This window comes from Streptomyces sp. NPDC051940 (genome assembly GCF_040680895.1).
Taxonomy (GTDB): Bacteria; Actinomycetota; Actinomycetes; order Streptomycetales; family Streptomycetaceae; genus Streptomyces.
On the sequence record NZ_JBFAXR010000041.1, the window covers coordinates 1 to 23,068 of the forward strand.

Genomic DNA, 23,068 nt, shown 5'->3' on the forward strand with positions numbered 1-23,068 from the left:
GCGCTGGGTTTCTCAGCGGCGGGACGGCGAGCGGCGCCTCAGCGGCCCCCGAGCACCTCCGGCAGCCCCCACCGCCGCAGCACCTCGGGGACGACGACGGTGCCGTCCGCCTGCTGGTGCTGCTCCAGGATCGCGGGGACGAGGCGGCTGGTGGCCAGCCCCGAGCCGTTCAGCGTGTGCAGGTACCGCGTACCAAGAGGTGCTTTGCCGCCGCCCTGCGGGCGGTAGCGGATCCGGCCGCGCCGGGCCTGGTAGGTGCGGCCGTTCGACACCGAGCTGACCTCGGCGTACGTCCCGAGGCTGGGCAGCCAGACCTCCACGTCGTACGTCTTCGCCATCGCGGCCGTGATGTCCCCGGCGGCCAGCTTGGTCACCCGGTGGTGCAGGCCGAGGCCGGCGACCAGCTCCTCCGCGCGGGCGAGCAGCTCCAGATGGACGGCGTCCGAGTCCTCGGGGCGGGCGTACGCGAACATCTCCACCTTGTTGAACTGCCGGCCGCGCAGCGTGCCCCGCTCCGCCGAGCGGTAGCTGCCGGCCTCCTTGCGGTAGCACGGCGTGTACGACACGTACCTCAGCGGCAGTTCGGCCTCGTCGAGCGTCTCCCCGCGGTGCAGGTTCACCAGCGCCGTCTCGGCGGTGGGCAGCAGGAAGCGGTCGCCGTCGCCGACGAGGAAGACGTCGTCCTCGAACTTCGGGAACTGGCCGGCCGTGTAGCCGGCCTCCAGGGTGAGGACGTGCGGCGGGAGGACGAACTCGAAGCCGGCGGCGCGGTGCGCGTCGAGGAAGTGGTTGAGCAGCGCCCACTCCAGCGCGGCGCCCTGGCCGCGGTACACCCAGCTGCCGGTGCCGCCGAGCTTCGCGCCGCGGCGGTAGTCGATCAGCCCGAGGTCCTCGGCCAGTTCGACGTGGTCCTTGGGGGTGAAGCCGAACTCCGGCCGGTCGCCGGTGACGCGGACGACCTCGTTGTTCTCCTTGCCGCCGGCCACGACGTCGTCGTCGGGGAGGTTGGGCAGGGCGGCCAGGAACGCGTGGTGGTCGTCCTCGACGGCGGCCATTCTCGCCTCCGCGGCGTCGACCCGCTCGCCGAGCTCCTTCGCCTCGGTCTGCAGGTCCTCCGCGGCGGCGCCGGCCCGGCGCTGCGCGGCGATCTCCGCCGAGACGCGCTTGCGCTCGGCGCGCAGGTTCTCGGCGGTGGTACGGGCTTCTCGGTAGGCGGCGTCCAGCCGGAGGAACGCCGTGAGGTCCACGTGCACCGCCCGCTTGAGCAGGGCCTGGCGTACGCGGTCGGGGTCGTTGCGGATCTCGTTGATGTCAAGCATGGCGGGTCCATTCCTGCGTCCGGAGCACGCGCGCTCCGGGGTGGATCCCTGGGAGCGTGGGCGAGAGGGTGCTCGCGGTGCCACCACGCCTTCACCGCCGTCCGGAGAGGATCCGGACCGCGGTCTCGTCAAGCCCTGTGACGGGGGCCGGCCGGCGGGGCATGGGGCCCGGGGACCGGGCCGTTCCTCCCCGCACTCGGGAGTGGATTCGCCTCGGGTCGTGAGGCCGCCTTCACAGCTGCCGGCAGCTCTCTTGGCTCACGGATCCCGCGACTACTTGTCTCCGTCATCGCGTTGGCGGGGAGTTTACGCAGGTGGGCGGCGGAAGGGAAAGCGGGTTTCCGGGCTCGGCACGTGTGCGCCCCCTCACCTCACCTCGCTCAGGCCGGCTCCGGCTCGCCCCCGTGGTCCCCGCGCCGGTGCAGCTGCGACAGGAACACCGCCAGTACGAGCAGCCACACCAGCGCGAACGGCAACCAGGTGGCACCCAGGAGCCCCGCCAGCAGGCAGATCACGAGTCCCGGCGCCGCGGACAGCGCGTACCGCGCCCACCGCCCGGGCGTGGACACCGAACCGGCCAGCACTCCGATGAGCAGGTAGGCCGCGAGGCTCGTCACCATCAGCCACCGCATCCGCTCCGGAAGGAGGCCCTCGGCGTGCTCCACCGCCGCGCCGAGCGCCGCGGCGAGGGCGGCGAGCGTGCCGGTGGTGAAGCAGTGCAGGGCCAGCTCGATACGCGGGGGCAGGGCGCCCGGCGCCAGATGGGGCACGCCGCCGTAGCCGTGGCGCAGGGACGCCGACCACAGGTAGACGAGCAGCACGAAGCCGCCGATGCCGAGGCCGTACAGTGCCGCGTCCCACTGGGCGTCGGCCGCGGCGGCGACGAGCTGGGTGACGCCCTCGCCGAGCACGATGATGACGAACAGCCCGAGTCGCTCCCCGAGATGCGCGGGTTCGGCGTACGCCACCGACAGCTGCGGGAGGCCGTCCGAGAGTCCGGGGGCGGATGCCGAACGCTCCCGCCGTCTGCGGACGCGCTCCTCATGCCGTTCCCGCTGCTCGGCCGAGAGCCGTTCGAGCCGGCGGTCGTACTCCGCCCGGCGCGCGGCGTCCCGCTCCAGTTGCCGCTGGAGGTGTTCACCCAGCCGCGCGCCGGTGGTGGTGAAGGTGATCCACAGGTCGAGCAGGACGCCCGCCAGCCAGAGCCAGTAACGTGCCTGGCCGTCCACCCAGATGGAGGCGATCCACGGCAGGATCCCGGCGGACATGCTCACCACGGGCCAGTCCGCGAGCATCTGGCCGCTGCGCCGCCAGGACACGCTCGCCACCACGCGCAGCACCACGTAGGCGACGGCGAACACCTGCTCCCGCTCCCCCAGCTGCACCCCGTGCACCGCGGCGGCCATCACCGCGAGCCCGAACATCCCGGCCAGCAGCGTGCGGGTGCGGGCCTTCTCCCCCGCCACATTGCCGTACATCGTGAAGCACACCCACGCGATCCAGAACGCCAGGTACAGCACGAGGTACAGGCCGATGTCCCGCTTGCCGGGGTCGCCGGACAGCAGATGGGCCAGCTGCGCGACGCCGGCGACCGCGACGAGGTCGAAGAAGAGCTCCAGCCAGGAGGCATGGCGCTCACCTGCGGACTCGGCGGCAGGAGCGGCGTCTTTCAGATCAGTCACGCGAGCACCCTAGGCCAACGGTGCCGCTCGCAGCGGAGGAATCCGTCGAAGATCCACACCCACCCGGCCCACCCGCCTGGACGAGTTCCGCCCCGGCGGCCCCGGTACGGGAGAGACTGGCCGCATGCTGCTCGCCGACGTGGCCCGTACCTCGCTGGAGATCACCGCGACTTCGTCGCGCACCGACAAGACGACGCTGCTGGCGGAGCTGTTCCGCAAGACGGAGGCGGACGAGGCGCCCATAGTCGTCACCTATCTCGCCGGGCGGCTGCCGCAGCGCCGGATCGGCGTGGGCTGGGCGACGCTGAAGGAGCCCCAGCCGCCGGCGTCCGAGCCCCGGCTGACGGTGCGTGAGGTGCACGAGGCGTTCGACGCGATCGCCGCGGTGGCGGGCAAGGGGGCGACCGCCGAGCGCAAGCGGCTGGTGCACGGGCTGATGCGGGCCGCGACCGCCGAGGAGCAGGAGTTCCTGCTGCGGCTGCTCGGCGGGGAGCTGCGCCAGGGCGCGCTGGACGCCTTCGCCGTGGAGGGGCTGGCCGCCGCGGTGGGCGCGGATCCGGCCGAGGTGCGGCGGGCCGTGATGCTCTCGGGGAACCTCGGGACTGTGGCGCGGACGCTGCTCGCCGAGGGGCCGAAGGCGCTGGCGGAGTTCCGGCTGACGGTGGGCCACCCGGTGCAACCGATGCTCGCGCAGACCGCGAAGGACGTCGACGAGGCGCTGGACCGGCTCGGCCCGTGCGCGGTCGAGCAGAAGCTGGACGGCATCCGGGTGCAGGTGCACAAGGACGGCCCCGCGGTACGGATCTACACGCGCACCCTCGACGAGATCACCGACCGGTTGCCGGAGGTGGTCCAGGCCGCCGGCGCGCTCACCGCCGGGCAGGCGGTGCTGGACGGCGAGGTGATCGCGTTCCGCGGGGACGGCGCGCCCCGCCCGTTCCAGGAGACGGCGAGCCGCGTCGGCTCCCGGGTGGACGTGGCGGCGGCGCGGGCCGAACTGCCCGTCTCCCCCGTGTTCTTCGATCTGCTGGCCGTCGACGGCCGCGACCTGCTCGACCTGCCGGTCACCGAACGGCACGCGGAGCTGGCCCGCGTGGTCCCCGAGCCGCTGCGGGTACGGCGGCTGGTGGTCGCCGACCCGGCCGCCGAGGACGAGCGGGCCGCCGCCCGGGCGTTCCTGGCGGACACCCTGGACGCGGGTCACGAGGGCGTGGTGGCGAAGGCCCTCGACTCGGCGTACAGCGCGGGCCGGCGCGGCGCGTCCTGGCTGAAGGTCAAGCCGGTGCACACCCTGGACCTGGTGGTGCTGGGCGCCGAGTGGGGGCACGGGCGGCGGACCGGCAAGCTGTCGAACCTGCATCTGGGCGCGCGGCGCGCGGACGGGTCGTACGCGATGCTGGGCAAGACGTTCAAGGGGCTCACCGACGCGCTGCTCGCCTGGCAGACGGAGCGGCTGCGGGAGCTGGCGGTCAGCGACGACGGCTGGCTGGTGCGGGTGCGGCCCGAACTGGTGGTGGAGATCGCCTTCGACGGGGTGCAGCGCTCATCTCGTTACCCGGAGGGCGTGACCCTGCGCTTCGCCCGGGTGTTGCGTTATCGCGAGGACAAACCGGCGACGGAGGCCGACACCGTGGAGACGGTCCTCGGCCTGCTGCGGTGACCCGGGCACGTACGAAGGGCGGATGAGCGGTGGAGCGGCGTTCAGGAGAAGGACCGGTGGAGCGGCGTTCGGGAGGAGGGACGGTGGCCGCGGCGCTCGAACGGGCCCGGCTGGAGACCGCCCGGCTGACCGCCGAGGGCATCCGCGGCGTCGCCCTCAGCTGGGTGGACAACGCGGGCGTCGGCCGGGTGAAGACGGTCCCGACCGCCCGGCTGGTGGAGGCCGTGCGCGCCGGGGTGGGGATGTCCCCGGTGTTCGACGTCTTCGTGGTCGACGACTCGATCACGACCAGCCCGCACATCGGCGGCCCGGACGGCGATCTGCGGCTGTTCCCCGACCTGGACGCGCTCACCGTGCTCGCCGGTCAGCCCGACTGGGCCTGGGCGCCGGTGGACCGCTACGACCAGCGGGGCGTACCGCACCCCGCCTGCCAGCGGCAGTTCGCCCGGCGGATGACCGCACGGGCGGGCGAGCGGGATCTCACGCTGAAGGCGGGCTTCGAGACCGAGTGGGTGGTGGTCCGCCCCTCCGACGACGGCGAGCTGGTGTATCCAACCCGCGGCCCGGCGTACGGGATGGCGCGGCTGGCGGAGCTGGCCGGCTATCTGGGCGACGTGCTGGACGCCCTGGTGGTGCAGGGCGTCGAGGTGCTGCAACTGCATCCGGAGTACGCGCCGGGCCAGTTCGAGGTGTCGGTCGCGCCGGCGGACCCGGTGCGGGCGGCCGATCTGTCGGTGCTGGTCCGCGAGACGATCCGCTCGGTGACCCTGGCGCACGGCTTCACCCCGCTGTTCGGCCCGGCGGTGGAGGCGGACGGGGTGGGCAACGGCAGCCATCTGCATCTGAGCCTGTGGCAGGACGGACGCAACCTGTGCGCGGACGGCATGTCGCCCCTCGCGGAGGCGTTCCTGGCCGGCGTGCTGCGCGAGCTGCCCGCGCTGCTGGCCGTGGGAGCGCCGTCACCGGCGAGCTATCTGCGGCTGCAGCCGTCGCGCTGGGCGGGCGTCTACCAGTGCTGGGGGGTGGAGAACCGGGAGGCGGCGCTGCGCTTCGTGCCCGGCTGGCACGAGGACCCGGGCGCGGCGAACGCGGAGGTCAAGTGCTTCGATCCGGCGGCCAATCCGTATCTCGTGGTCGGCTCGGTGATCGCCGCCGGGCTGGCGGGCGTGGACGAGGGGCTGCGGCTGCCGGAGCCGGTGGCCGGGGATCCGGTGCACGAGGGCAAGGAGCTGCGGCTGCCGGAGTCGCTGGACGAGTCGCTGGCCGCGTTCGCCGCCTCCACGCTGCTGCGGGACGCCATGGGCGCGCCGCTGTTCGAGGCGTTCGCGGCGGTGCGGAGGGCGGAGATCGACCTGTTCCGGGGGCAGGACCCGGGGCGGATCGCCGCCGCGACCCGGGGGCGGTACTGAGTGGCCCTGGAGCTGCCGCCGCTGGTGGACCACCACTGCCACGGCATCCTGCCCGGCACGCCGTCGCCGGACGGCTTCGAGTCGCTGCTCACCGAGTCGGACGCCCCGGCGGCCCCCGGCACCAGCTTCTTCGACACCCAGCTGGGTTTCGCCGTACGCCGGTGGTGCCCGCCGCTGGTGGGGCTGGAGGCGCACTGCCCGTACGAGGTGTATCTGGCGCGGCTGGGCGAGCTGGGCCCGGACGAGGCCGCCCGGCGGCTGCTGGCGGGGACGGGCATCGGCGCGTTCCTGGTGGACACGGGGCTGCCGGGCGGGCTGCGGGGTCCGGGTCCGCTGGCGGGCGCGCCCGAGCGGGAGCTCGTACGGCTGGAGCGGCTGGCCGAGCGCGTCGCCGAAACGGCGCCGGACGCGGGCGCGTACGCGGACGGGGTCGGCGAGGCGGTCGCGGCGGCGGCCCGGACGGCGGCGGGGTTCAAGTCGGTCGCCGCGTACCGGCACGGCCTGGACCTCGACCCCGCTCCCCCTACGGACGCCGAGGTGCGGGCGGCGGCGGCCCGCTGGCTGGCGGAGGGCGCCGGCCGGCTGACGGATCCGGCGCTGCTGCGGCACCTGCTCTGGTCGGCGGTCCGTACCGGGCTGCCCCTGCAGTTGCACACCGGGTTCGGCGATCCGGACCTCACCCTGCACCGCTGCGATCCGCTGCTGCTGACGGACTTCGTCCGGGCGACGGCGACGGCGGGGACGGCGCTGGTGCTGCTGCACGGCTATCCGTACCACCGTCAGGCGGCGTATCTCGCGGCCGTCTTCCCGCACGTCTACGCGGACATGGGGCTCGCGCTCTCGCACACGGGGGCGCGGGCGGAGGCGGTGCTCGCGGAGATGCTGGAGCTCACGCCGTTCGGGAAGCTGCTGTTCTCCACCGACGCCTACGGGCTGGCGGAGCTGTACGTCGTGGGCGCCGCGCTGTTCCGTACGGCGCTCGGGCGCCTGCTGCGGCGCTGGGTGGACGAGGGCGCCTGGGCGGCGGCCGACGCCGACCGGGTGGCGGCGCTGCTCGCCGCAGGGAACGCGCGCCGCGTCTACCGGCTGTCTCCGGACCGGTAGACGCGGCGGCGTCCGGTCTCACTGGGTGCGGTGCGCCGGGCCGTAGTTGCAGGCCGTGTAGTACTTGGAGTCGGAGCCGACGTTGAGCGGGCCGTTCCAGTTCCAGGGCAGCAGACAGACGTTGTTGAGGATGCCGCCGCTCGCCGACTCGGCGTAGTTGCAGGCCATGTAGCCCTCGGCGTCGGAGTCGATGTTCAGCGGACCGTTCCACATCCAGGGGGCGACGCACAGGTTGTTGCCGATACCGCCGTCGCCGACGATCCTGCCCAGCAGGCTGTCGTCGTCCGGCTGCGGGGCGGCGACGGCCGTGGAGGCGGAGAGCGTGAGGGCGGCCACGGCGAGGCCGACGGCCGCGAGGGTCTTGCGCACGGGTGATCCTTCCGGTGTTTCGTAGCCCGGTGAGGGACTTGTGCGTCGAACGTAGACAGACCGTGGAAATCGGCGTCGGCCAGTACGGACCCGACACGCGGCCTTTTCATACAAACGTCGTAACACCGGCCCCGACCGGGCCGGTGTCACGGCGCAGCGGACCCTCAGCGGTGCGGATAGGCCGCGGTCACCTCGACCTCCACCAGCCAGCCGGGGACCGCGAGCGAGGCGACCTCCATGGTGGCCCGGGCGGGCCGCGCGTCGTTGGCCGTCAGCGGGGCCTTCGGCGCGGAGGTGCCGAGGGGGACGGGCACGACCTCGCGGGTCGACAGGTCGACGTTGGCGAAGTACTGCCGGTAGGCGCGGTTCCAGCCGGCGTAGTCGGCCGCGGCGGCTCCGGGCGGCTTCATCAGATAGCACTTCATCGTGATGACGTCGTCCGGGTCCAGGCCCGCCGCCTCGAGGTTCGCGACGATGTTGCGCAGCACGACGAGCGCCTGCGCCTCGGTGACGGTCACGCCCTCGGCCCCCGCCGTGAGCGCGGGGTCGGTGTAGCGCTCCGGAGTGCCCGCGGGGGCGGCCGGGTTGAGGGCGGTGGGGCCGAGGCCGCTGGAGGTGTAGAGGGCGACCTCCCCGCCGGTCGCGACGCCGGTGGCGATGGCGGGGTTGGTCTGGCCCTCGGGCAGCATGACCCGCACCTCGCGCGGTCCGGGCAGCCAGTTCTTCGCCTCGGCGACGGTGCCGCCGCCCGCGAGCACGGCGAGCGCGGTCACCGCGGTCAGTGCCGTACGGCGTCTCATCCCGCCATCACCCTCTCGTGGATGTCCGTGACGACCTTGCGGGCGGAGGTGAACGCGCCGTGCTGCCAGGCGATCGCATGGCTGAGCCAGTCGCCCGCGAAGTGGACGTGGCCGGCGGGCTGGTTGAGCAGCCGGTACTCCGGCCCCGATTGCGAGGGCCAGCTCACCCAGCCGCCCTCGATGTGCGGGGTGCGGTGCCAGGCGACGCTGAAGGAGTGCGCGAGTTCGCTGCGGTACGTCTCGCCGTGGATCGCCACGCCCCGCTCCAGCGCGCGGGCCTCGCGCTCGGCGTGGGTGAGGGCGCCGTAGGCGGAGGCGTTGGCGCCGAAGTTGTAGTAGCCGATGAGGGTGCCGCGGCGGCCCTGGTATCCGTAGGACGGGTACCAGATGGTGGAGAGGTCGGAGTCGGTCGGGGTGATGCCGCCGTAGATGTGCTCGTCGGTCTCCCACCAGCGGCGGCGGTACTCCAGGCCGATCTTGCCGACCGGGTTGGCCACGGGGTACTTCAGGGCGGCCGTGACGTCGGCGCCGAGGTTGTGCTCGATCCGGGCCATCACCATCGGGGGCACGGCGGCGACGACGAAGTCGGCGCGCTCGGTGCGGACGCGGCCGCGGGCGTCGGTGTACGTGACCTCCGCGCCGTCCGCGAGGTCGGTGACGCGGCTCGCGCGGGCGCCGTACACGATCCGGTCGGGGCCGATCGCGCGGGCCAGCGCCCTGGGTATCGCGTCCATGCCGCCGACCGGCTGGAACATGAGCATCGCCTGGTCGTAGCCGAACTCGAAGGAGAACCGCTGCCCGACGCCGCTCGCGATGACGTCGCTCAGCGCGGGCGGCGGGCCGAGTTCGGTGCCCTCCTCGAAGGCGGCGCCCGGCTCGACGCCGTACCCGCGCCGGTCGGTGCCGGTGTACGCCCAGTCGTCCGCCCTGCCCTGGATGGCGCCGAAGCCCTGCAGGAACGCCAGCAGCCGCTCCTTGTCCTCGGCGGTCAGCTCCTTGTCCAGGGCGCCGCGGTCGGTGGCCTTGGCGAGCAGTTCGGAGACATAGCCGTAGACGTCGGCCTTGGCGGTGCGCCAGCGCACGGGCCGGCCGCCGGTGGCGGGGTTGTTCCGGTGGTGGATGTACGCGTTGGCGTTGGCGTTGGCGAAGACCTCCAGCGGCACGCCGAGTTCCCGGCAGTAGTCGAGGGTGACGTGCGACTGGGGGAGGCGGGCGGGGCCCGCGTTCATGTACTGGCCGTCGGAGAACGCGGCCGTCTGGCGGCGTCCGTCGAGGTCGGTGAGCGTGGTGCCGTTCCGGACGGTCCAGTTGCGGCCGCCGGGGCGGTCCTTGGCCTCCAGGATCCGGCAGTCGTAGCCGGCCTTGCCCAGTTCGTACGCCGTGGCCAGGCCCGCGATGCCAGCGCCGAGGATCAGCACCCTCCCGGCGGCACGGCCCGTCAGCGTGAGGTCGCCGGGCCGCGGCGCCCGGTAGGGGGCGGCGTTCGCCGCCGGCACGGGCGCCAGGCCCAGTGCGCCCATCGTCTGGTACAGCATGCCCGCGCCGCCGGCGACGCCGACGGCCCGCAGGAAGTCCCGGCGCGATCCGGATACAGCCATCAATCCTCCTCGCCCCGCGGCCGTGCGGCCCGTCGGAGCGGGTCACGGGGCCGCGGCCTGGTGAACGATCGGCCCGAGCCTGCGTCATGACTGTTTCGTACGAATGCCGCTGGCGTGACCGGCTGATTCCGGAGTGCGGGGACAGGCCGACGCCCCGCCGGAGAGGTCCGGCGGGGCGTCGGAGACGGGGCTACCCGGCGGCGCTCACCACCCCTGTCGGGGGCACGGGGGCGCCGTTGCCGGCGCGGACGCGGCGGAGCAGCACCACGCTGACGGCGATCAGCCACAGCGGCGTGAGCATGAAGACGCCGATGCCGGTCGGGCCGGTGAGGCACAGCACGCCCAGGATCGCGGTGACGACGCCGAGCCACTTGGGCAGCACGGCGGTGCGCATCCCGCCGAGCCCCGCGCCGATCAGCAGCACCGCGGAGCCCGCGGCCCACGGGATCCAGCCGAACTCGTCCGCGAAGCCCATGGTGGTGACGGCCGCCCGCTGCCCCTTGTCGGCGGCGGTCGCCGCGCCCATCAGTCCGGCGGCGGACAGCAGTTGGGTGAACGCGACGAGCAGCCCGCCGGCGAACGCCGCGCTGGAGTACGTCGACTCACCCGGCTCGCCGGAGCGCAGCGCCTGCCGCAGCCCGACGGTGAAGAACACCATGAACACCGCGAAGTACGCGAGAGAGAGCCCCGCGACGGACGCCGCGTTCTGGTGGTCCTCGAACCAGCGCACCATCTTCGCGGGATCGTCACTGGCTGTCGGCAGGCTTCCGGTCAGGAACATCGGCAGTGCGAAGAGAACGGCGGCGATGAAGCCGGAGACCGGCAGAAAACGTTCGAATCGGCTGGCAGGCATGGCAGGTCCTCCCCTGGTCGGCGGCCCGCACGCCGGGCCGGTCGTGCCGGGTCCGGGCGGTCCCCCGGTCCGTCGCGGCACCTCCCGCCGGACCCGGCACGCCGACTGTGCCGCGCCCGGGGTCCCGGGCGCCTCGGGCTGCCGTCCCGGGGCGTCCGGGAACTGTTCCCGGGCGTCTTCCGGGGAATTGCCCGGGTCCTCCACACTGACCGTCATGGACGAGACGTCCGCTCCACCCGACCGCGCCGGCGCGTCCGCCCGCCGGTTCCGGCCCGCCGCGCCGCTCGTGGTGGCGCTCACGCTCGCCGCGGACCTGGTCGGCCTGTCCGTGCACGGCACGGACGCCGCCAACTGGCCCTTCTTCGCGCTGATCGGCTGCGCCACGCTGAGTTCGTCCGTGGTGGGCGCGGTGATCGTGCGGGCCCGGCCCGGCAACGCCGTCGGCCGGCTGCTGCTCGCCCACGGGCTGCTCGTGGCCCTCGTCCTCGGCCCGGACGGCAGGGTGCCGTGGGCGTCGCCGACCGTCGAGGCGTGGTACGCGCAGCTCACGCTGGGCGCCTGGGTGCTGCTCTACGTCTGCATCGCGCTGATCGGCTACGTCTTCCCCGACGGGCGTTTCCCGAGCCTCCGTTGGCGCCGCTTCGCGATGGGCTGCCTGGTCTGCTACGGACTGTTCCTGGTGCTCGCCGCCTTCGACGAGGCGGAGTTCCGCGACCTGTACCCGGAACTCACCCCCGTCCTGCCGACCGCGCCCTCCGCCGTCCAGGCCGTGGCCTTCGCCTGCTGGGCCGGCGTGGCCGCGAGCCTCGTCGGCGCGGTGGTGTGCGCCCGGTCGCGGCTGCGCCGGGCGGACGGCGAGGAGCGGGTGCAGCTGCTGTGGTTCGTGTGGGCGGCGCTCGCCATCCCGGCCGGGCTCGGCGTGTGCCTCCTCGACAACTGGATCACGGGCGGCGCCGGTCTGCTCACCCTCGCCGGTGTCACCGTGGCCAGTTCGGTCTTCCCGCTCGCCATCGGCGCCGCGGTCCTGCGCCGCCGGCTGTTCGACATCGAGCTGGTGCTCAGTCGCACCCTCACCTACGGCGCGTTGACCGTGCTGGTCGTCGCCGTGTACGCCGGGGTGCTGCAGGGGCTGGGCAGTCTGATCGGCGACCGGGGCGCGGCGGGACTCCTCGCCGTGGGGGTGGTGGCCGTGGCGATCCAGCCCGCGCACGCGGCGGCCCGGCGGCGCGCCGAACGCTGGGTGTACGGCGACCGGTCCGACCCGTACGGCGCGCTGCGCCGGCTCGCGGGCCGGCTGGAGGGGGCGGTGGGACCGGCGGAGGCGGTGGGGACGGTGACGGCGTCCGTGGCGGAGGCGCTGCGGATCCCGCCGTCGGCCGTGGCGCTGGTCCGCCAGGACACCACCCCCGAGGGCGAGGCGGTGGCGCTGTCGTACCAGGGCGGCGCGCTGGGCTGGCTCGCGGTGACCCCGCCGCCCGGCCGCGCGCTGACGGCCGCGGACCGCCGGCTGCTCGGGGACCTGGCCCGCCAGGCGGCCGTGGTCGTCAACGCCGTACAGCTGACGCTGGATCTGCAGGAGTCACGGGCCCGGCTGGTGACCGCCAGGGAGGAGGAGCGGCGGCGGCTGCGCCGGGATCTGCACGACGGGCTCGGTCCCTCGCTGGCCGCGATCGTGCTCAAGCTGACCGCCACCGCGGCGCTCGTCCGCGAGCCCGAGGCCGGGCGGCTGCTGGGTGAACTCCGTGAGGAGACACGGGCGGCCATCGCCGAGATCCGTCGGCTGGTGGACGATCTGCGCCCGCCGGCCCTGGACGAGGTGGGCCTGGTGGCGGCGGTGCGTCAGCTCGCGCAGCGGCTGTGCCGGGAGACCGGGGCGCTGACGGTGACCGTGGAGGGCCCGGCCGCCCCGCCGCCGCTGCCGGCCGCGGTGGAGGTGGCGGCGTACCGGATCGCGGCGGAGGCCCTGACGAACGTCGTACGGCATTCGGGGGCGCGGCGCTGCGCGGTGACGCTGGTGATGAACGGCGGGCTGGAGCTCACCGTCGCCGACAACGGGGGGCGGTCGACGCCGCCGTCGCGCACCGGCGTCGGTTCGGAGTCGATGCGCGAGCGCGCGGCGGAGCTCGGCGGCTCGTGCACGATCGCCCACCGGCCGGAGGGCGGCACGGTCGTGCGCGCGGTGCTGCCGCTGCAGCCCCGCCGGGCGGCGCGGGCGGCGGAAGCGGGGACGCCGTGAGCGCGGGCGACGGAAGCACGCCTGGGGGGTCACGTCCGCTGCGCGTCCTGGTCGCGGACGACCATCCGGCCTTCCGTGCCGGTCTGCGTCTGATGCTGTCCTCCGCGCCCGACATCGACGTCGTCGGCGAGGCGTTCACCGGCCTGGACGCGGTGCGGCTGGCCGCGGAGACGTCGCCGGACGTCGTCGTGATGGACATCCGGATGCCGGACCTCGACGGCATCGAGGCCACCCGGCGGCTGCTGCGGGCGGATGCCGGGGTGGGCGTGGTGGTGCTGACCATGTTCGAGGACGACGACTCGGTCTTCGCCGCGATGCGGGCGGGGGCGCGCGGCTATCTCCTCAAGGGCGCCGACCAGGAGGAGATCCTGCGGGCCATCCGCGCGATCGCCGCCGGGGAGGCGATCTTCGGCCCGGCCGTCGCCCGCCGCGTGATCGACCACTTCACGCTCGCCGGCGGTGCCGCCACCCGTACCGCGTTCCCGTCCCTCACCGACCGCGAACGCGAGGTCCTCGACCTGATCGCGGCCGGCAAGGGCAACGCGGCCGTCGCGCACGAGCTGATGCTGACGCTGAAGACGGTCCGCAACCACGTCTCGAACATCTTCGGCAAGCTCCAGGTGCCCGACCGGGCGGCGGCGATCATCAAGGCCCGCGACGCGGGCTTCGGCTCCCCCTCCGCCGATTAGAACGATTCATAAGTTCCCTTCATGCATCTTGCCATCGATTCCAGCGAGCATCTAGGTTCCATTCGAGTACGACACGCACTTGCTGAATCGTTCAAAGTGAAGGTGGCCTGATGCACGACGACCTCGGACCGGACGCACCGACCCCGGAGACGAGCCTGCGGCGGCGGACGCTGCTGCGGATGGGCTCCGCCGCGGGCGCGGCCCTGGCCGTCTCCTGGGGTACGGCCGGGCACGCGACGGCCGCGGGGTCGGGCGCGCCCGCCGCCACCACGACCGCCGGCGAAGCCGGCGCCGTCGCGCAGGCGTTCGCCGAGCCGCCGATGCCGGTCCGGCCGCGGTTCCGCTGGTGGTGGCCCGACGCGCTCGTGGACCCCGAGGAGGTCCAGCGCGAGATCGACCAGATCGCCGCCGCCGGCTTCGGCGGCGTCGAGATCGCGGCCGTCACGCACAGCCTGACCCAGCGCATCGACGTCGAGCGGTACGGCTGGGGCACCCCCGCCTGGGTCGCGGGCGTCGAGGCGGCGCTGCGGCAGGCCGCGCGGCGCAAGGTCGTCGTGGATCTGACCATCGGCCCCGCCTGGCCCGCCGCCGTACCGACCGTCACTCCCGACGACGAGGCCGCCACCAAGGAACTCGCCCACGGCGTCGCCGTCGTCGCGGCCGGCACGACCTTCGACGGCCCGCTCCCCCCGTCGGTGAGCGCGCCGGGCAGCGACGTGACCGCGCAGCGTCTGCGCTACGTCCAGGCCGCCCGGATCACCGCGGGCGGCTCCCCCACCGCCAAGGTCGTCCCCCTCGACCAGGCCACCGTCACCGACCTCACCGACCGCATCCGGGACGGCCGGCTGACCTGGACCGCGCCCGACGACGGCGGCACCTGGCTGGTTCTCGCGTACTGGGAGCGCGGCTCCGGCCAGCGCCCGGAGGGCCCGGCGCACACCGCGCCGCTCTCGTACGTCGTCGACCACCTCGACGCCAAGGGCACCGAGGCGGTCGTGGACTTCTGGGAGCGCAACATCCTCACCCCCGAGGTGCGCGAGCTGCTGCGCGAGACGGGCGGTTCGCTCTTCGAGGACTCTCTCGAACTCGAGACGCACGCGACCCTGTGGACCTCCTCGCTGGCCGACGAGTTCGCCCGGCGCATGGGCTACTCGCTGGTTCCGTATCTGCCGGCCGTCGTGGAGGTGAAGGAGAAGTACGTCTTCAGCTTCGGCTCCGCCGTCGACAAGGCCGTACGGCGGGACTACATGCACGTGGTCACCGAGCTGTACCTGGAGAACCATCTGGTCCCCCTGCGCGACTGGGCCCACTCGCTGGGCCTCAGGCTGCGCGTCCAGCCGTACGGCCTGGAGACCGACGCGATGTACTCCGCCGCCCTGCTGGACGAGCCGGAGGGCGAGTCGCTCGGCTTCAAGAACCTCGACGACTTCCGCACCCTGGCCGGCGGCCGCGACATGGGCGGCCGGACGATCCTGTCCAACGAGGCCGGCGGCACCGCCGGCGGCGCGTACGCCACCACCTGGGACGCCACGCTGAAGAAGCTCGTCACCCAGTACGCGGCGGGCGTCAACCAGGCCGTCTTCCACGGCTTCGCGTACGCCGAGGCCCCCGGCGCCGACTGGCCGGGCTTCGCGGCCTTCTCCCCGTACAACGGCGGCACCGGCTACGGCGAGGCGTGGGGTCCGCGCCAGCCGCTGTGGCGGCACACTCCCGAGGTGGCCCGCGCGCTGGGCCGGATCCAGCAGATCCTGCAGACCGGCGTCAACAGGGCCGACGTCGGCGTGCTGTGGCAGAAGGGCTACGCGGGCTCCGGGCTCGGTGCCTCGTGGTTCACCGCGGACGGCGTGCCCGCCGGCTGGACGCACCTGTTCCTGAGCCCGCGGCTGCTCGACCTGCCCAGCGCCCGGGTCGAGGACGGCCGGCTGGCGCCCGACGGACCCGCGTTCAAGGCACTGCTGGTCGACGGCGACATCATGATCAACCGTGAGCACACCCTGCAGCTCGACGTCGCGGAGAAGCTCGTCGGCTACGCGAAGGCCGGGCTGCGGATCATCGTGATCGGCGACTGGAGCGACGGCCATGTGCCGGGCATCGGGCAGCCGGGCGACAACGAGCGGCTGCGCGCGCTGCTCACCGAGCTGCTGTCGCTGCCGACGGTCCACAACGTCGCCGACCGCCCGAACGTCCCCGAGGGCATCGCCGCGCTCGGCCTGCGCCGCGACGTGGAGTACGCGCAGTCCTCGATGCTGCTGCACGCGCACCGCGCCGACGCCGACACCGACTACTTCTTCTTCGCCAACGACGCGGTGAGCAAGAAGGGTTCGACCGGTACGCCCGTCGACCACGACGTCACCCTGGCCACCCGCCGGCCGGACGCCGTCCCGTACCACCTCGACCCGTGGACCGGCACGATCGAGCCGGTCGCCGCCTACCGACGGGTCGACGGCCGGATCCGGCTGCGCATCGCGCTGCAGCCGGGCGCGACCACGATCATCGCGCTCGCCCGCCCCGGCCGGCTCGACGACTCCCTGGCGCCCTCCTGGTACGCGACGGACACGGACGCCGCCGAGGTGCGCAGGTCCGCCGACGGCCGGCTGGAGGTGCGCGACACCCGGCCGGGGACGTACACGACGACGCTCGACGACGGCCGTACCGTCACCTCCGTGATCGGCGCGATGCCGGAGCCGACGGCGCTCACCGACTGGGAGCTGCACGTCGAGGACTGGCAGCCCGGCGACTCCCCCACGCAGACCGTGAAGGTGCGCCGCAACCTCGGCCTCGACGGCCTCGCGGCCTGGCCGGACATCCCGGAGCTGGCCGACGTGAGCGGCATCGGCCGCTACCGCACCACCGTGGACCTGGGTGCGCCGTGGACCGGCGGATATGGCGCGTACCTGGAGCTCGGGGAGGTCTTCGACACGTACCGGATCACCGTCAACGGCACGGAGCTGCCCCCGGCCGACCCGGTGACCAGCCGGGTCGACGTCGGCCCGTGGCTGCAGCGGGGGGCGAACACGATCGAGGTCGAGGTCGCCACCACGCTGCTGAACCGGCTGCGCGTGGCCAACGCCGCGGTGTTCGGCGTGGCGCAGCGGCAGAAGTACGGGCTGGTGGGGCCGGTCCGCCTGGTGCCGTACGGCCGCGTGGTGGCGCGGCGTTGAGCGGCAGGGCCCGCGGCGCCGACCCGCGGGCCCCGTCAGCCCGGGTTCGCCGCGTGCGTCAGGGTCTCCCAGGCGACGAACAGGTCATCGGTGCCCGCCGGGCGCTGCCGCTTCGCGAGGCGCTCGGCGGCCGGCATCCTCAGGCCCATCCGGTTGTGGAGGTGGTTGACCGCCACCTCCACGTCCGGGCCCATGTTGCGGTCGATCCGGCCGCCGCACAGCCAGCGCGGGGCCTTCGCGCCGAGCTGGTAGCGGGCGTGGAAGTCCAGCGCCGCCCGCATCCGGTCGCCGGCCTCCGACCACAGGTCGACGCCCTGGTGCCAGGCCGTCTCCGCGATATGGGCGGTCGCGGCCAGCGCGTAGCCGACGTGCATGAAGTTGCGGCAGGTCTCCTGGCCGATGCCGTCGACGTACCGCGGCTGCTTGAACCAGTACTCGCGGATCTGCTCCGGCGTCCTGATGGTGCCGCCGGGCGGGGCGAGCGGGACGGGGCCGTCGGAGGCGAGGTAGAAGTACGCCGGGACACGGCCGCGGAAGCGGGCCACCGACCGGTCGAAGGCGGCCCGGTCTTCGAGGAAGACGGCGATGCCGATCGCGGCGTCCGTCATGGCCAGGTCCCAGTTGCCGTTGCGGTCCGGCCAGGCGTGCTCGACCTCGGGGAGGTAGGCGGTGCGCAGCATCGTCTCGAAGCGCTGGACGCGGGGCGCGGGCCAGCCGGGGTAGGTGTAGCGGACCAGTTCCGCGGCGCGGGCCCAGGTGGAGCCGGACCAGGCGGTCTGCAGACCGGCGTTGTCGTCGGAGTGCCGGCGGATGGTGCCCGACCAGGCGTCCATGATCTGCGTCGCCTTCTCGGCATGCGCCTCGTCGCGGGTGAAGTACCACAGCAGCGCCTGGGTGTACGCGGCGATGGCGTCCTCGCGCTCCTCCGTACAGCCGTGGCCGGGGCGGCCGTCGAAGGGGCACTGCACGTTCTCGACGGGTTTGGCGGCGTAGGCCATGGCCGCGTACTTGCTGGCGCGCATCGCGGTGTAGGCGTCGCTCCACGGCTGGTCGCCGTCGGCGAGGTGGCGGCGTACGGCGTCCAGCTGCGGTCTGCTGTCCAGCACCCCGGGGTGGGTGAACGTCCGCGGCGACTGCCGGTCGGCGTGCGCGGTCGGCGCCGTGCCGTGCGTCACCGCGAGCGTGCCCGCGAGGGCGATCGCGGCCGCCAGTGCCATCAGGACGTATCTGACTGCTTTGCTCTTGTGGGGAACCTCGGCCATGCGCACCTCCACCCTCAGGCTGGGCGCGGACGTTCCTCTACGCAGTGCGGGCTGATCCGTTCAGGTGAGGGCGGGGGCGGGCGGAAGTCCGGTGGGAGGCCGGGCGGGTGCGGACGTAAACCGATGGGAGGCCGGGCGGGGCGTCGCTAGCATGCCGGGGTGACCAGCCACGATCCCCCGCTGACCGCCGCCCAGCGCGCCGCGCTCGACCACGTCCGGGCGTCCGCTCCGGCGCTCGGCGGGGCCGCCCGCCTGGGGGCCGTGCCCTCGGGGGCGGCGGTCCACGCGGCGGTACGGGAGCGGGCCCGGGTCACGCTCAACTTCCACCCCGACCGGCTGCTCGCCGACGGCTCGCGGATCGCGGAGCGACTGGCGGCGGACGGCCGCTACCGGGGCCAGTTCGAGACGGGTGTCTCCAACGGCAGCCGCACCGCCCACCCGGGCGGCGACCGGGACCGCTGGGAGGAGTCGCTGTTCGGCGGGGCGTACCACGGCCGGGGGGTCGCGCCCGGCGACCGGCCGAAGTACGGCGCGCTGAACGTCCTGCACCATCCGGACGGCGCGGCGCCCCGCTTCGGCTCCTGCCATGTCCGGCTGCGTGCCGAGGTGGCGGCCCGCTGCACGTTCTGCGTCGGCGACAGCCATGCCGGGCCCGTGGACGTGGGCACGTACGACGCCTTCGAGGCGGTGCTGGCGGGTGTGCTGGAGGAGGCTTCGGAGACCGGTCTGCTGCTCGGTGTGCCGACGGCCGACCCGGCGGCCGGCCTCGGCGCTGCCGCGCCGGTGCCCGGCGCTCCCAACGGCGCGGTCCTCGACCATTACGTCGAGGCCCAGGTCCACGGCCCCGTCGACCTCGCGCGGGACGCGGAGGCCCTCGTCCTCGACCCGTCCTTCGCGGGCACCGCGGTCGGCGACGTGCTGACGGAGGCGGCCGCCCGCTTCGGCGTCGGCCTGGAGTGGCACACCGGTTTCGTCCTGCACTCCTCCGCCGTCCCCGCCGGGTTCCGCGGGCCGGCGATACCGCCGCTGGCGGACCGCGTCGCGCGCCGGTACACCGCGGACGGCATGCTGACCGCCGAAGTGGTCGGCCGCGCGGCGGCCTCGCTGGCCGTCGAGCCCGGCGCGTGGGCGGAGTTCGGCACGTACGACGAGGTGCTGCAGTACGTGAAGCAGCTCTGGCACGTGCTGGTCGAGTTCGGGGAGCCCTACGCCACCGGCCTGCGCGCGAGGAACACCAGCTCCCGGCCCGGCCGGTCGGGCGCGTCCCGGACGTCCTGAAGCGCGTAGCCGTGGGCCGCCAGGTCAGCCTCGACCTCCGCCCGCTCCCGGAAGCGCAGGGTGGACTTCGACGTCAACGCCCGGCCGTCCGAGGCGAAGACCCACGTAGAGCGGAAGGTGACCAGAGGTCCGCTGACGTCGAGCAGGTCGTGCCAGCTCTCGACGCGCCCCACCCCGGGGATGTCGCACGCGGTGTACGACGTCTCCCGGTTCCACTCCTCCCAGGCGCGCCGGGCCGGGTCCCGGGTCTCGAAGACCAGCAGCCCGCCCGGGCGCAGCGCCGCGTACGCCCCGGCCAGGGTGCCCTGCCACGCGCCGGGTTCGACGATGGCCTGGGCGACGTTGGCCGTCATGGTGGCGAGGTCGGCCCGTAGCGGCGGCAGGGTGGTCGCGTCCCCGGTGATCCACCGCACCCGCCCGGCCCCGGGCTTGCCGCGGGCCACGTCCACCGAGGCCCGCGCGGGGTCGACACCGACGACCTCGATCCCCCGGCCGGCCAGCAGCAGGGCGAACACCCCCGTACCGCAGCCGATGTCGAGCACGAGGCGCGCCTTCTCGTCCTCGGCGATACGCAGATACGCGTCCAGGTCGCCGCGGTCGGGGTCCAGGGGGTCGTAGACGGCGGCCAGTCGCGGATCACGGAACACTTCGTCAGCCATGGCGGGAAGGCAACCACAGCCGCAGGTCTCCCGGAACACGGCCCTGGGCTCTTGTGACCGTTTCGGCTACTCTCCTCCCCGTTTCGACGGCAGACGGCAGATAGCAGATGGGGGTACGCGACATGGTCCGACGACGCCCGGTCCTGGCCGCCGCGCTGACGATCCTGCTGGCGGAAGCGGTGTTCGCCCCGCCCGCGGCGGGAGGTGACGACCCGCATGTCATCGTGGCCGGGGACTCGCTGCAGGAGGCCGTCGACGCCGCGCGGCCCGGGGACACGATCGTCGTGCCGCCGGGCACGTACGAGGGCGGCGTCGTCCTGGACAAGAGCGGCATCACCATCCGCGGCAGCCGCGCGGCCGTCATCGACGCGTCGGGCCACTCGATGGGCATCCGCGTCGGTACGGGCCGGATCGCCCCGGGACTCGACGGCTGGCCGGTGTGCCCGCCGACGGCGCTGCACGACATCACCATCGAGGGACTGACGGTCAGGGACGCCGAGTTCACCGGTGTGTTCCTGAGCGGCGTGGACGGTTTCCGGCTCTCCGGTGGCCGGTACACCGACAACGACGAGTACGGCCCGTTCCCGATCTGCTCGCGCAACGGCCTGATCGAGCACAACGAGGTCAGCGGCACCGAGGATGCGGGCATCTACGTCGGTGACTCGACGGACGTCGCGATCGTGGGCAACCGGGTGACGCGCAGCGCGATCGGCATCGAGGCGGAGAACACGGCCCGCACCGTCATCCGCACCAACACCCTGACGGACAACACGGTCGGCATCCTGGTGAGCCTGCTGCCCGGTCTGCCGCTGCCCCTCAACGAGGACACCCTCATCGAGGGGAACACCATCCACCACAACAACTTCCCCAACCCCGTGCCGCCGGACGGCGGCGACGAGGTCGGCCTGCTCCCCACCGGGTCCGGAGTGATCAACATCGGCGGGGACCGCATGGTGATGCTGCGCAACTCGGTCGTCGGCAACGACACCGTCGGCGTGGCCGTCCTCAGCACGCCGTTCGCAGCCGAGGACCCGCGGCTGGAGCCCGCCCCGGACGGCAACGAGGTCCGGTCCAACACGACCCTGCGCAACGGCGCGAGCCCCGACCCGCTGCGGCCGATAGGTCAGGGCGCGGACATCCTCTACGACGGGACGGGCACGGGGACGTGCTTCGGGCCCAACGTGTTCGCGACGGACTCGCCGCCGGGGATCACGGGGTTGTTCCCCTGCTGAGCCCGGCCCCCGCGGGATCGGATCACGGGGTTGTTCCCCTGCTGAGCCCGGCCCCGTGGACTCAGCCCGTGAACAGCATCCACGTCATCCCGAGCGCCATCGCCACCGAGCCCAGCTGCGGGGCGGTGATCAGCAGCCGGTGCTGGCTGCCCGCGAGCGGGAGCGGGGTGCTGTCACGGGGGCCGCGGCGGTGCCGTCCCGTACCGGCGGGTTCGAGGACCGGCCGCAGCAGCGGCCAGGCGGTGGCGCCCAGGCAGACGCCGGCCACCAGCCCCGGCAGCGGCCCGAAGGAGGCGCCGCCGGCAAGCATCAGGGCCAGCGCGGCCGTGGCGCTGAGCAGCACGAGTTCGTGCACGTGAATCTGCGTGCGGTGGCGCGCCCGCAGCACCAGCGACAGCGCGAAACCGGCGGCGACGGCGCCGAGGACCACCGCCAGCGGGCGGTGGCCCTCGGCCGGCGCACCCGGGAACAGCAGGTAGACCATGCCGCCCGCCATTCCCGCGTGCGCCGCGTCCGCGGCTGGATGTGCGTCGCTGAGGAGGGGTACGGCGATCAGGCGCAGGAGCCGCAGGGCGAACACGCCCCAGAACAGCCCCAGCAGCGCCAGTTGGAGGAACATCGCCGCCGCGGGTGGTGCCGGCATCGGTGCGTCCATCCCACCTCCACCCATCTGCGTGCCGTCCTTCCGATGCCGGTCTCACCCGTTCTGGGCTGAGGATGCCCCGGCCGCGGACGGCAGGCTCCACCCGAACGGGTGGGTTTACGGCCAGACTTTCCCCTTGCCGTCGCTACCGCCGGGGTCCGCCCGACGGCGCCGGCAGGCCGTAGCGGACGTCCGTCAGCTCTCCGGACACCTCCCACAGCCGGCGGCCCGTCTCCGGGTCGGCCGCCGCCTGGGACAGCCGCACCCGTACGGGCCCGCCGCGCAGTTCGCCGCGGCCGTCGGGTCCGACGAGCTCGCCGCCCGCGGCGTCCGGTGACGTCGCGGCGTACAGCTGCGGGAGCGCGCCGCGCTCGGGGGCCTGCGCGAGCAGCGGGTTGAGGATCCGGCCGAAGACCAGGCGCCACAGGGCGATTGGTCCGTTGGTCTGCAGGTTGGTGGCGGTGTAGCCGGGGTGGGCGAGCAGGCTGCGTATGGGGCTCGCGGCGGCGGTCAGGCGCCGGTGGAGTTCGCGGCCGAAGACGGCGCCCGCGAACTTCGACTGGTCGTAGAACGCCATCGGGGCGTAGCCGCGCGCCCCGTCGAGGTCGTCGAAGCGCAGGCGTCCCTGGCGGTGGCGCAGCGAGGTGACGGTGACCACGCGGGGGTCGCGGCCGGCGGCGAGCAGGTCGAGCAGCAGGCCGGTGAGGGCGAAGTGGCCGAGGTGGTTCACGGCGAACTGCAGCTCGTGGCCCTGCGCGCTGAGCTGCCGGGGCGGGGCCATCACGCCCGCGTTGTTGACGAGTACGTCGAGCCGGGTGTGGTCGGCGCGCAGCCGGCCGGCGAACGCGCGGACGGAGTCGAGGTCCGCCAGGTCCAGGCGCCGCACCTCCAGGGCGGCATCGGGCAGCCCGGCGGCGATCCGGTCGGCGGCCCGCCGGCCCCGCTCCTCGTCGCGCACGGCGAGGATCACGCGCCCGCCCGCCCGGGCCAGCGCGTCGGCGGTGGCCAGGCCGAGTCCGCTGTTCGCGCCCGTGACGAGGAAGGTCCGGCCGGACTGGTCGGGTATCTGCTCGGCGGTCCAGTGCAGTTGGGTCATACGGCACATCGTGCTGCG

Annotated in this window: 18 protein-coding genes; 8 read left to right on the forward strand and 10 right to left on the reverse strand. The window is 73.9% G+C overall.

Features of this window, described 5'->3' with window-relative positions:
• Window positions 1-38: 38 nt before the first annotated feature.
• Window positions 39-1,319, reverse strand: coding sequence for a serine--tRNA ligase (gene serS / locus AB0M28_RS18000; RefSeq protein ID WP_365405181.1), 1,281 nt, complete (start codon window positions 1,317-1,319; stop codon window positions 39-41).
• A gap of 380 nt (window positions 1,320-1,699) precedes the next feature.
• Window positions 1,700-3,001: a low temperature requirement protein A gene (locus AB0M28_RS18005; protein ID WP_365405183.1), complete on the reverse strand. Its 1,302-nt coding sequence runs from the start codon at window positions 2,999-3,001 to the stop codon at window positions 1,700-1,702.
• A 124-nt stretch (window positions 3,002-3,125) separates the two neighbouring features.
• Here AB0M28_RS18005 and AB0M28_RS18010 point away from each other — a divergent pair, with 124 nt between their 5' ends.
• The 3 genes from AB0M28_RS18010 (at window position 3,126) to AB0M28_RS18020 (ending at window position 7,174) form a co-directional block, all read left to right on the forward strand.
• Entirely contained in the window at window positions 3,126-4,661 is a 1,536-nt protein-coding gene (locus tag AB0M28_RS18010; protein WP_365405186.1) for an ATP-dependent DNA ligase, read from the forward strand.
• Window positions 4,662-4,744: 83 nt separating this feature from the next.
• Window positions 4,745-6,070, forward strand: a complete 1,326-nt coding sequence (locus tag AB0M28_RS18015; protein ID WP_365405189.1) for a glutamine synthetase family protein — start codon at window positions 4,745-4,747, stop codon at window positions 6,068-6,070.
• A complete protein-coding gene (locus AB0M28_RS18020) occupies window positions 6,071-7,174 on the forward strand; it encodes an amidohydrolase family protein (protein WP_365405192.1) in 1,104 nt (367 codons plus the stop codon). It abuts the gene before it with no gap.
• A gap of 18 nt (window positions 7,175-7,192) precedes the next feature.
• Here AB0M28_RS18020 and AB0M28_RS18025 read toward each other — a convergent pair whose 3' ends face one another.
• From AB0M28_RS18025 to AB0M28_RS18040, 4 genes are all read right to left on the reverse strand, one after another.
• Complete coding sequence (locus AB0M28_RS18025) at window positions 7,193-7,543, reverse strand: hypothetical protein (RefSeq protein ID WP_365405195.1); 351 nt, start codon at window positions 7,541-7,543, stop codon at window positions 7,193-7,195.
• Window positions 7,544-7,707: 164 nt separating this feature from the next.
• Window positions 7,708-8,343, reverse strand: a complete 636-nt coding sequence (locus tag AB0M28_RS18030) for a Rid family hydrolase (RefSeq protein WP_365405198.1) — start codon at window positions 8,341-8,343, stop codon at window positions 7,708-7,710.
• Window positions 8,340-9,941, reverse strand: a complete 1,602-nt coding sequence (locus tag AB0M28_RS18035) for a flavin monoamine oxidase family protein (protein WP_365405201.1) — start codon at window positions 9,939-9,941, stop codon at window positions 8,340-8,342. Before AB0M28_RS18035 ends, AB0M28_RS18030 begins: the two co-directional genes overlap by 4 nt.
• A gap of 190 nt (window positions 9,942-10,131) precedes the next feature.
• Window positions 10,132-10,794, reverse strand: a complete 663-nt coding sequence (locus tag AB0M28_RS18040; RefSeq protein ID WP_365405204.1) for a hypothetical protein — start codon at window positions 10,792-10,794, stop codon at window positions 10,132-10,134.
• A 214-nt stretch (window positions 10,795-11,008) separates the two neighbouring features.
• Between AB0M28_RS18040 and AB0M28_RS18045 the strand changes: the two genes are divergently transcribed.
• The 3 genes from AB0M28_RS18045 to AB0M28_RS18055 all read left to right on the forward strand — a co-directional run bounded on the left by AB0M28_RS18045 (window position 11,009) and on the right by AB0M28_RS18055 (window position 16,880).
• On the forward strand, window positions 11,009-13,030 hold the full coding sequence (locus AB0M28_RS18045; protein ID WP_365405207.1) for a sensor histidine kinase: 2,022 nt from the start codon (window positions 11,009-11,011) through the stop codon (window positions 13,028-13,030).
• A complete protein-coding gene (locus AB0M28_RS18050) occupies window positions 13,027-13,719 on the forward strand; it encodes a response regulator transcription factor (RefSeq protein ID WP_365405210.1) in 693 nt (230 codons plus the stop codon). The genes AB0M28_RS18045 and AB0M28_RS18050 overlap by 4 nt, the downstream gene beginning before the upstream one ends.
• A gap of 110 nt (window positions 13,720-13,829) precedes the next feature.
• A complete protein-coding gene (locus AB0M28_RS18055; RefSeq protein WP_365405213.1) occupies window positions 13,830-16,880 on the forward strand; it encodes a glycosyl hydrolase in 3,051 nt (1,016 codons plus the stop codon).
• Window positions 16,881-16,915: 35 nt separating this feature from the next.
• On the opposite strand, the gene AB0M28_RS18060 is transcribed toward AB0M28_RS18055, so the two are convergent.
• Complete coding sequence (locus AB0M28_RS18060; RefSeq protein WP_365405216.1) at window positions 16,916-18,142, reverse strand: alginate lyase family protein; 1,227 nt, start codon at window positions 18,140-18,142, stop codon at window positions 16,916-16,918.
• Between the two features lie 159 nt (window positions 18,143-18,301).
• On the opposite strand from AB0M28_RS18060, the gene AB0M28_RS18065 reads away from it, so the two are divergent.
• Complete coding sequence (locus tag AB0M28_RS18065) at window positions 18,302-19,420, forward strand: DUF3626 domain-containing protein (protein WP_365405218.1); 1,119 nt, start codon at window positions 18,302-18,304, stop codon at window positions 19,418-19,420.
• Here the strand turns inward: AB0M28_RS18065 and AB0M28_RS18070 are convergent.
• Window positions 19,348-20,079, reverse strand: a complete 732-nt coding sequence (locus AB0M28_RS18070; RefSeq protein WP_365405221.1) for a class I SAM-dependent methyltransferase — start codon at window positions 20,077-20,079, stop codon at window positions 19,348-19,350. The genes AB0M28_RS18065 and AB0M28_RS18070 overlap by 73 nt on opposite strands.
• A gap of 122 nt (window positions 20,080-20,201) precedes the next feature.
• On the opposite strand from AB0M28_RS18070, the gene AB0M28_RS18075 reads away from it, so the two are divergent.
• Window positions 20,202-21,311, forward strand: a complete 1,110-nt coding sequence (locus tag AB0M28_RS18075) for a parallel beta-helix domain-containing protein (RefSeq protein ID WP_365405224.1) — start codon at window positions 20,202-20,204, stop codon at window positions 21,309-21,311.
• Window positions 21,312-21,372: 61 nt separating this feature from the next.
• Here the strand turns inward: AB0M28_RS18075 and AB0M28_RS18080 are convergent, their stop codons facing one another.
• Entirely contained in the window at window positions 21,373-21,966 is a 594-nt protein-coding gene (locus tag AB0M28_RS18080; protein ID WP_365405227.1) for a hypothetical protein, read from the reverse strand.
• A gap of 133 nt (window positions 21,967-22,099) precedes the next feature.
• Window positions 22,100-23,050 (reverse strand): oxidoreductase, encoded by a 951-nt coding sequence (locus AB0M28_RS18085; RefSeq protein ID WP_365405229.1) that lies wholly within the window; start codon window positions 23,048-23,050, stop codon window positions 22,100-22,102.
• Between the last annotated feature and the right edge of the window lie 18 nt (window positions 23,051-23,068).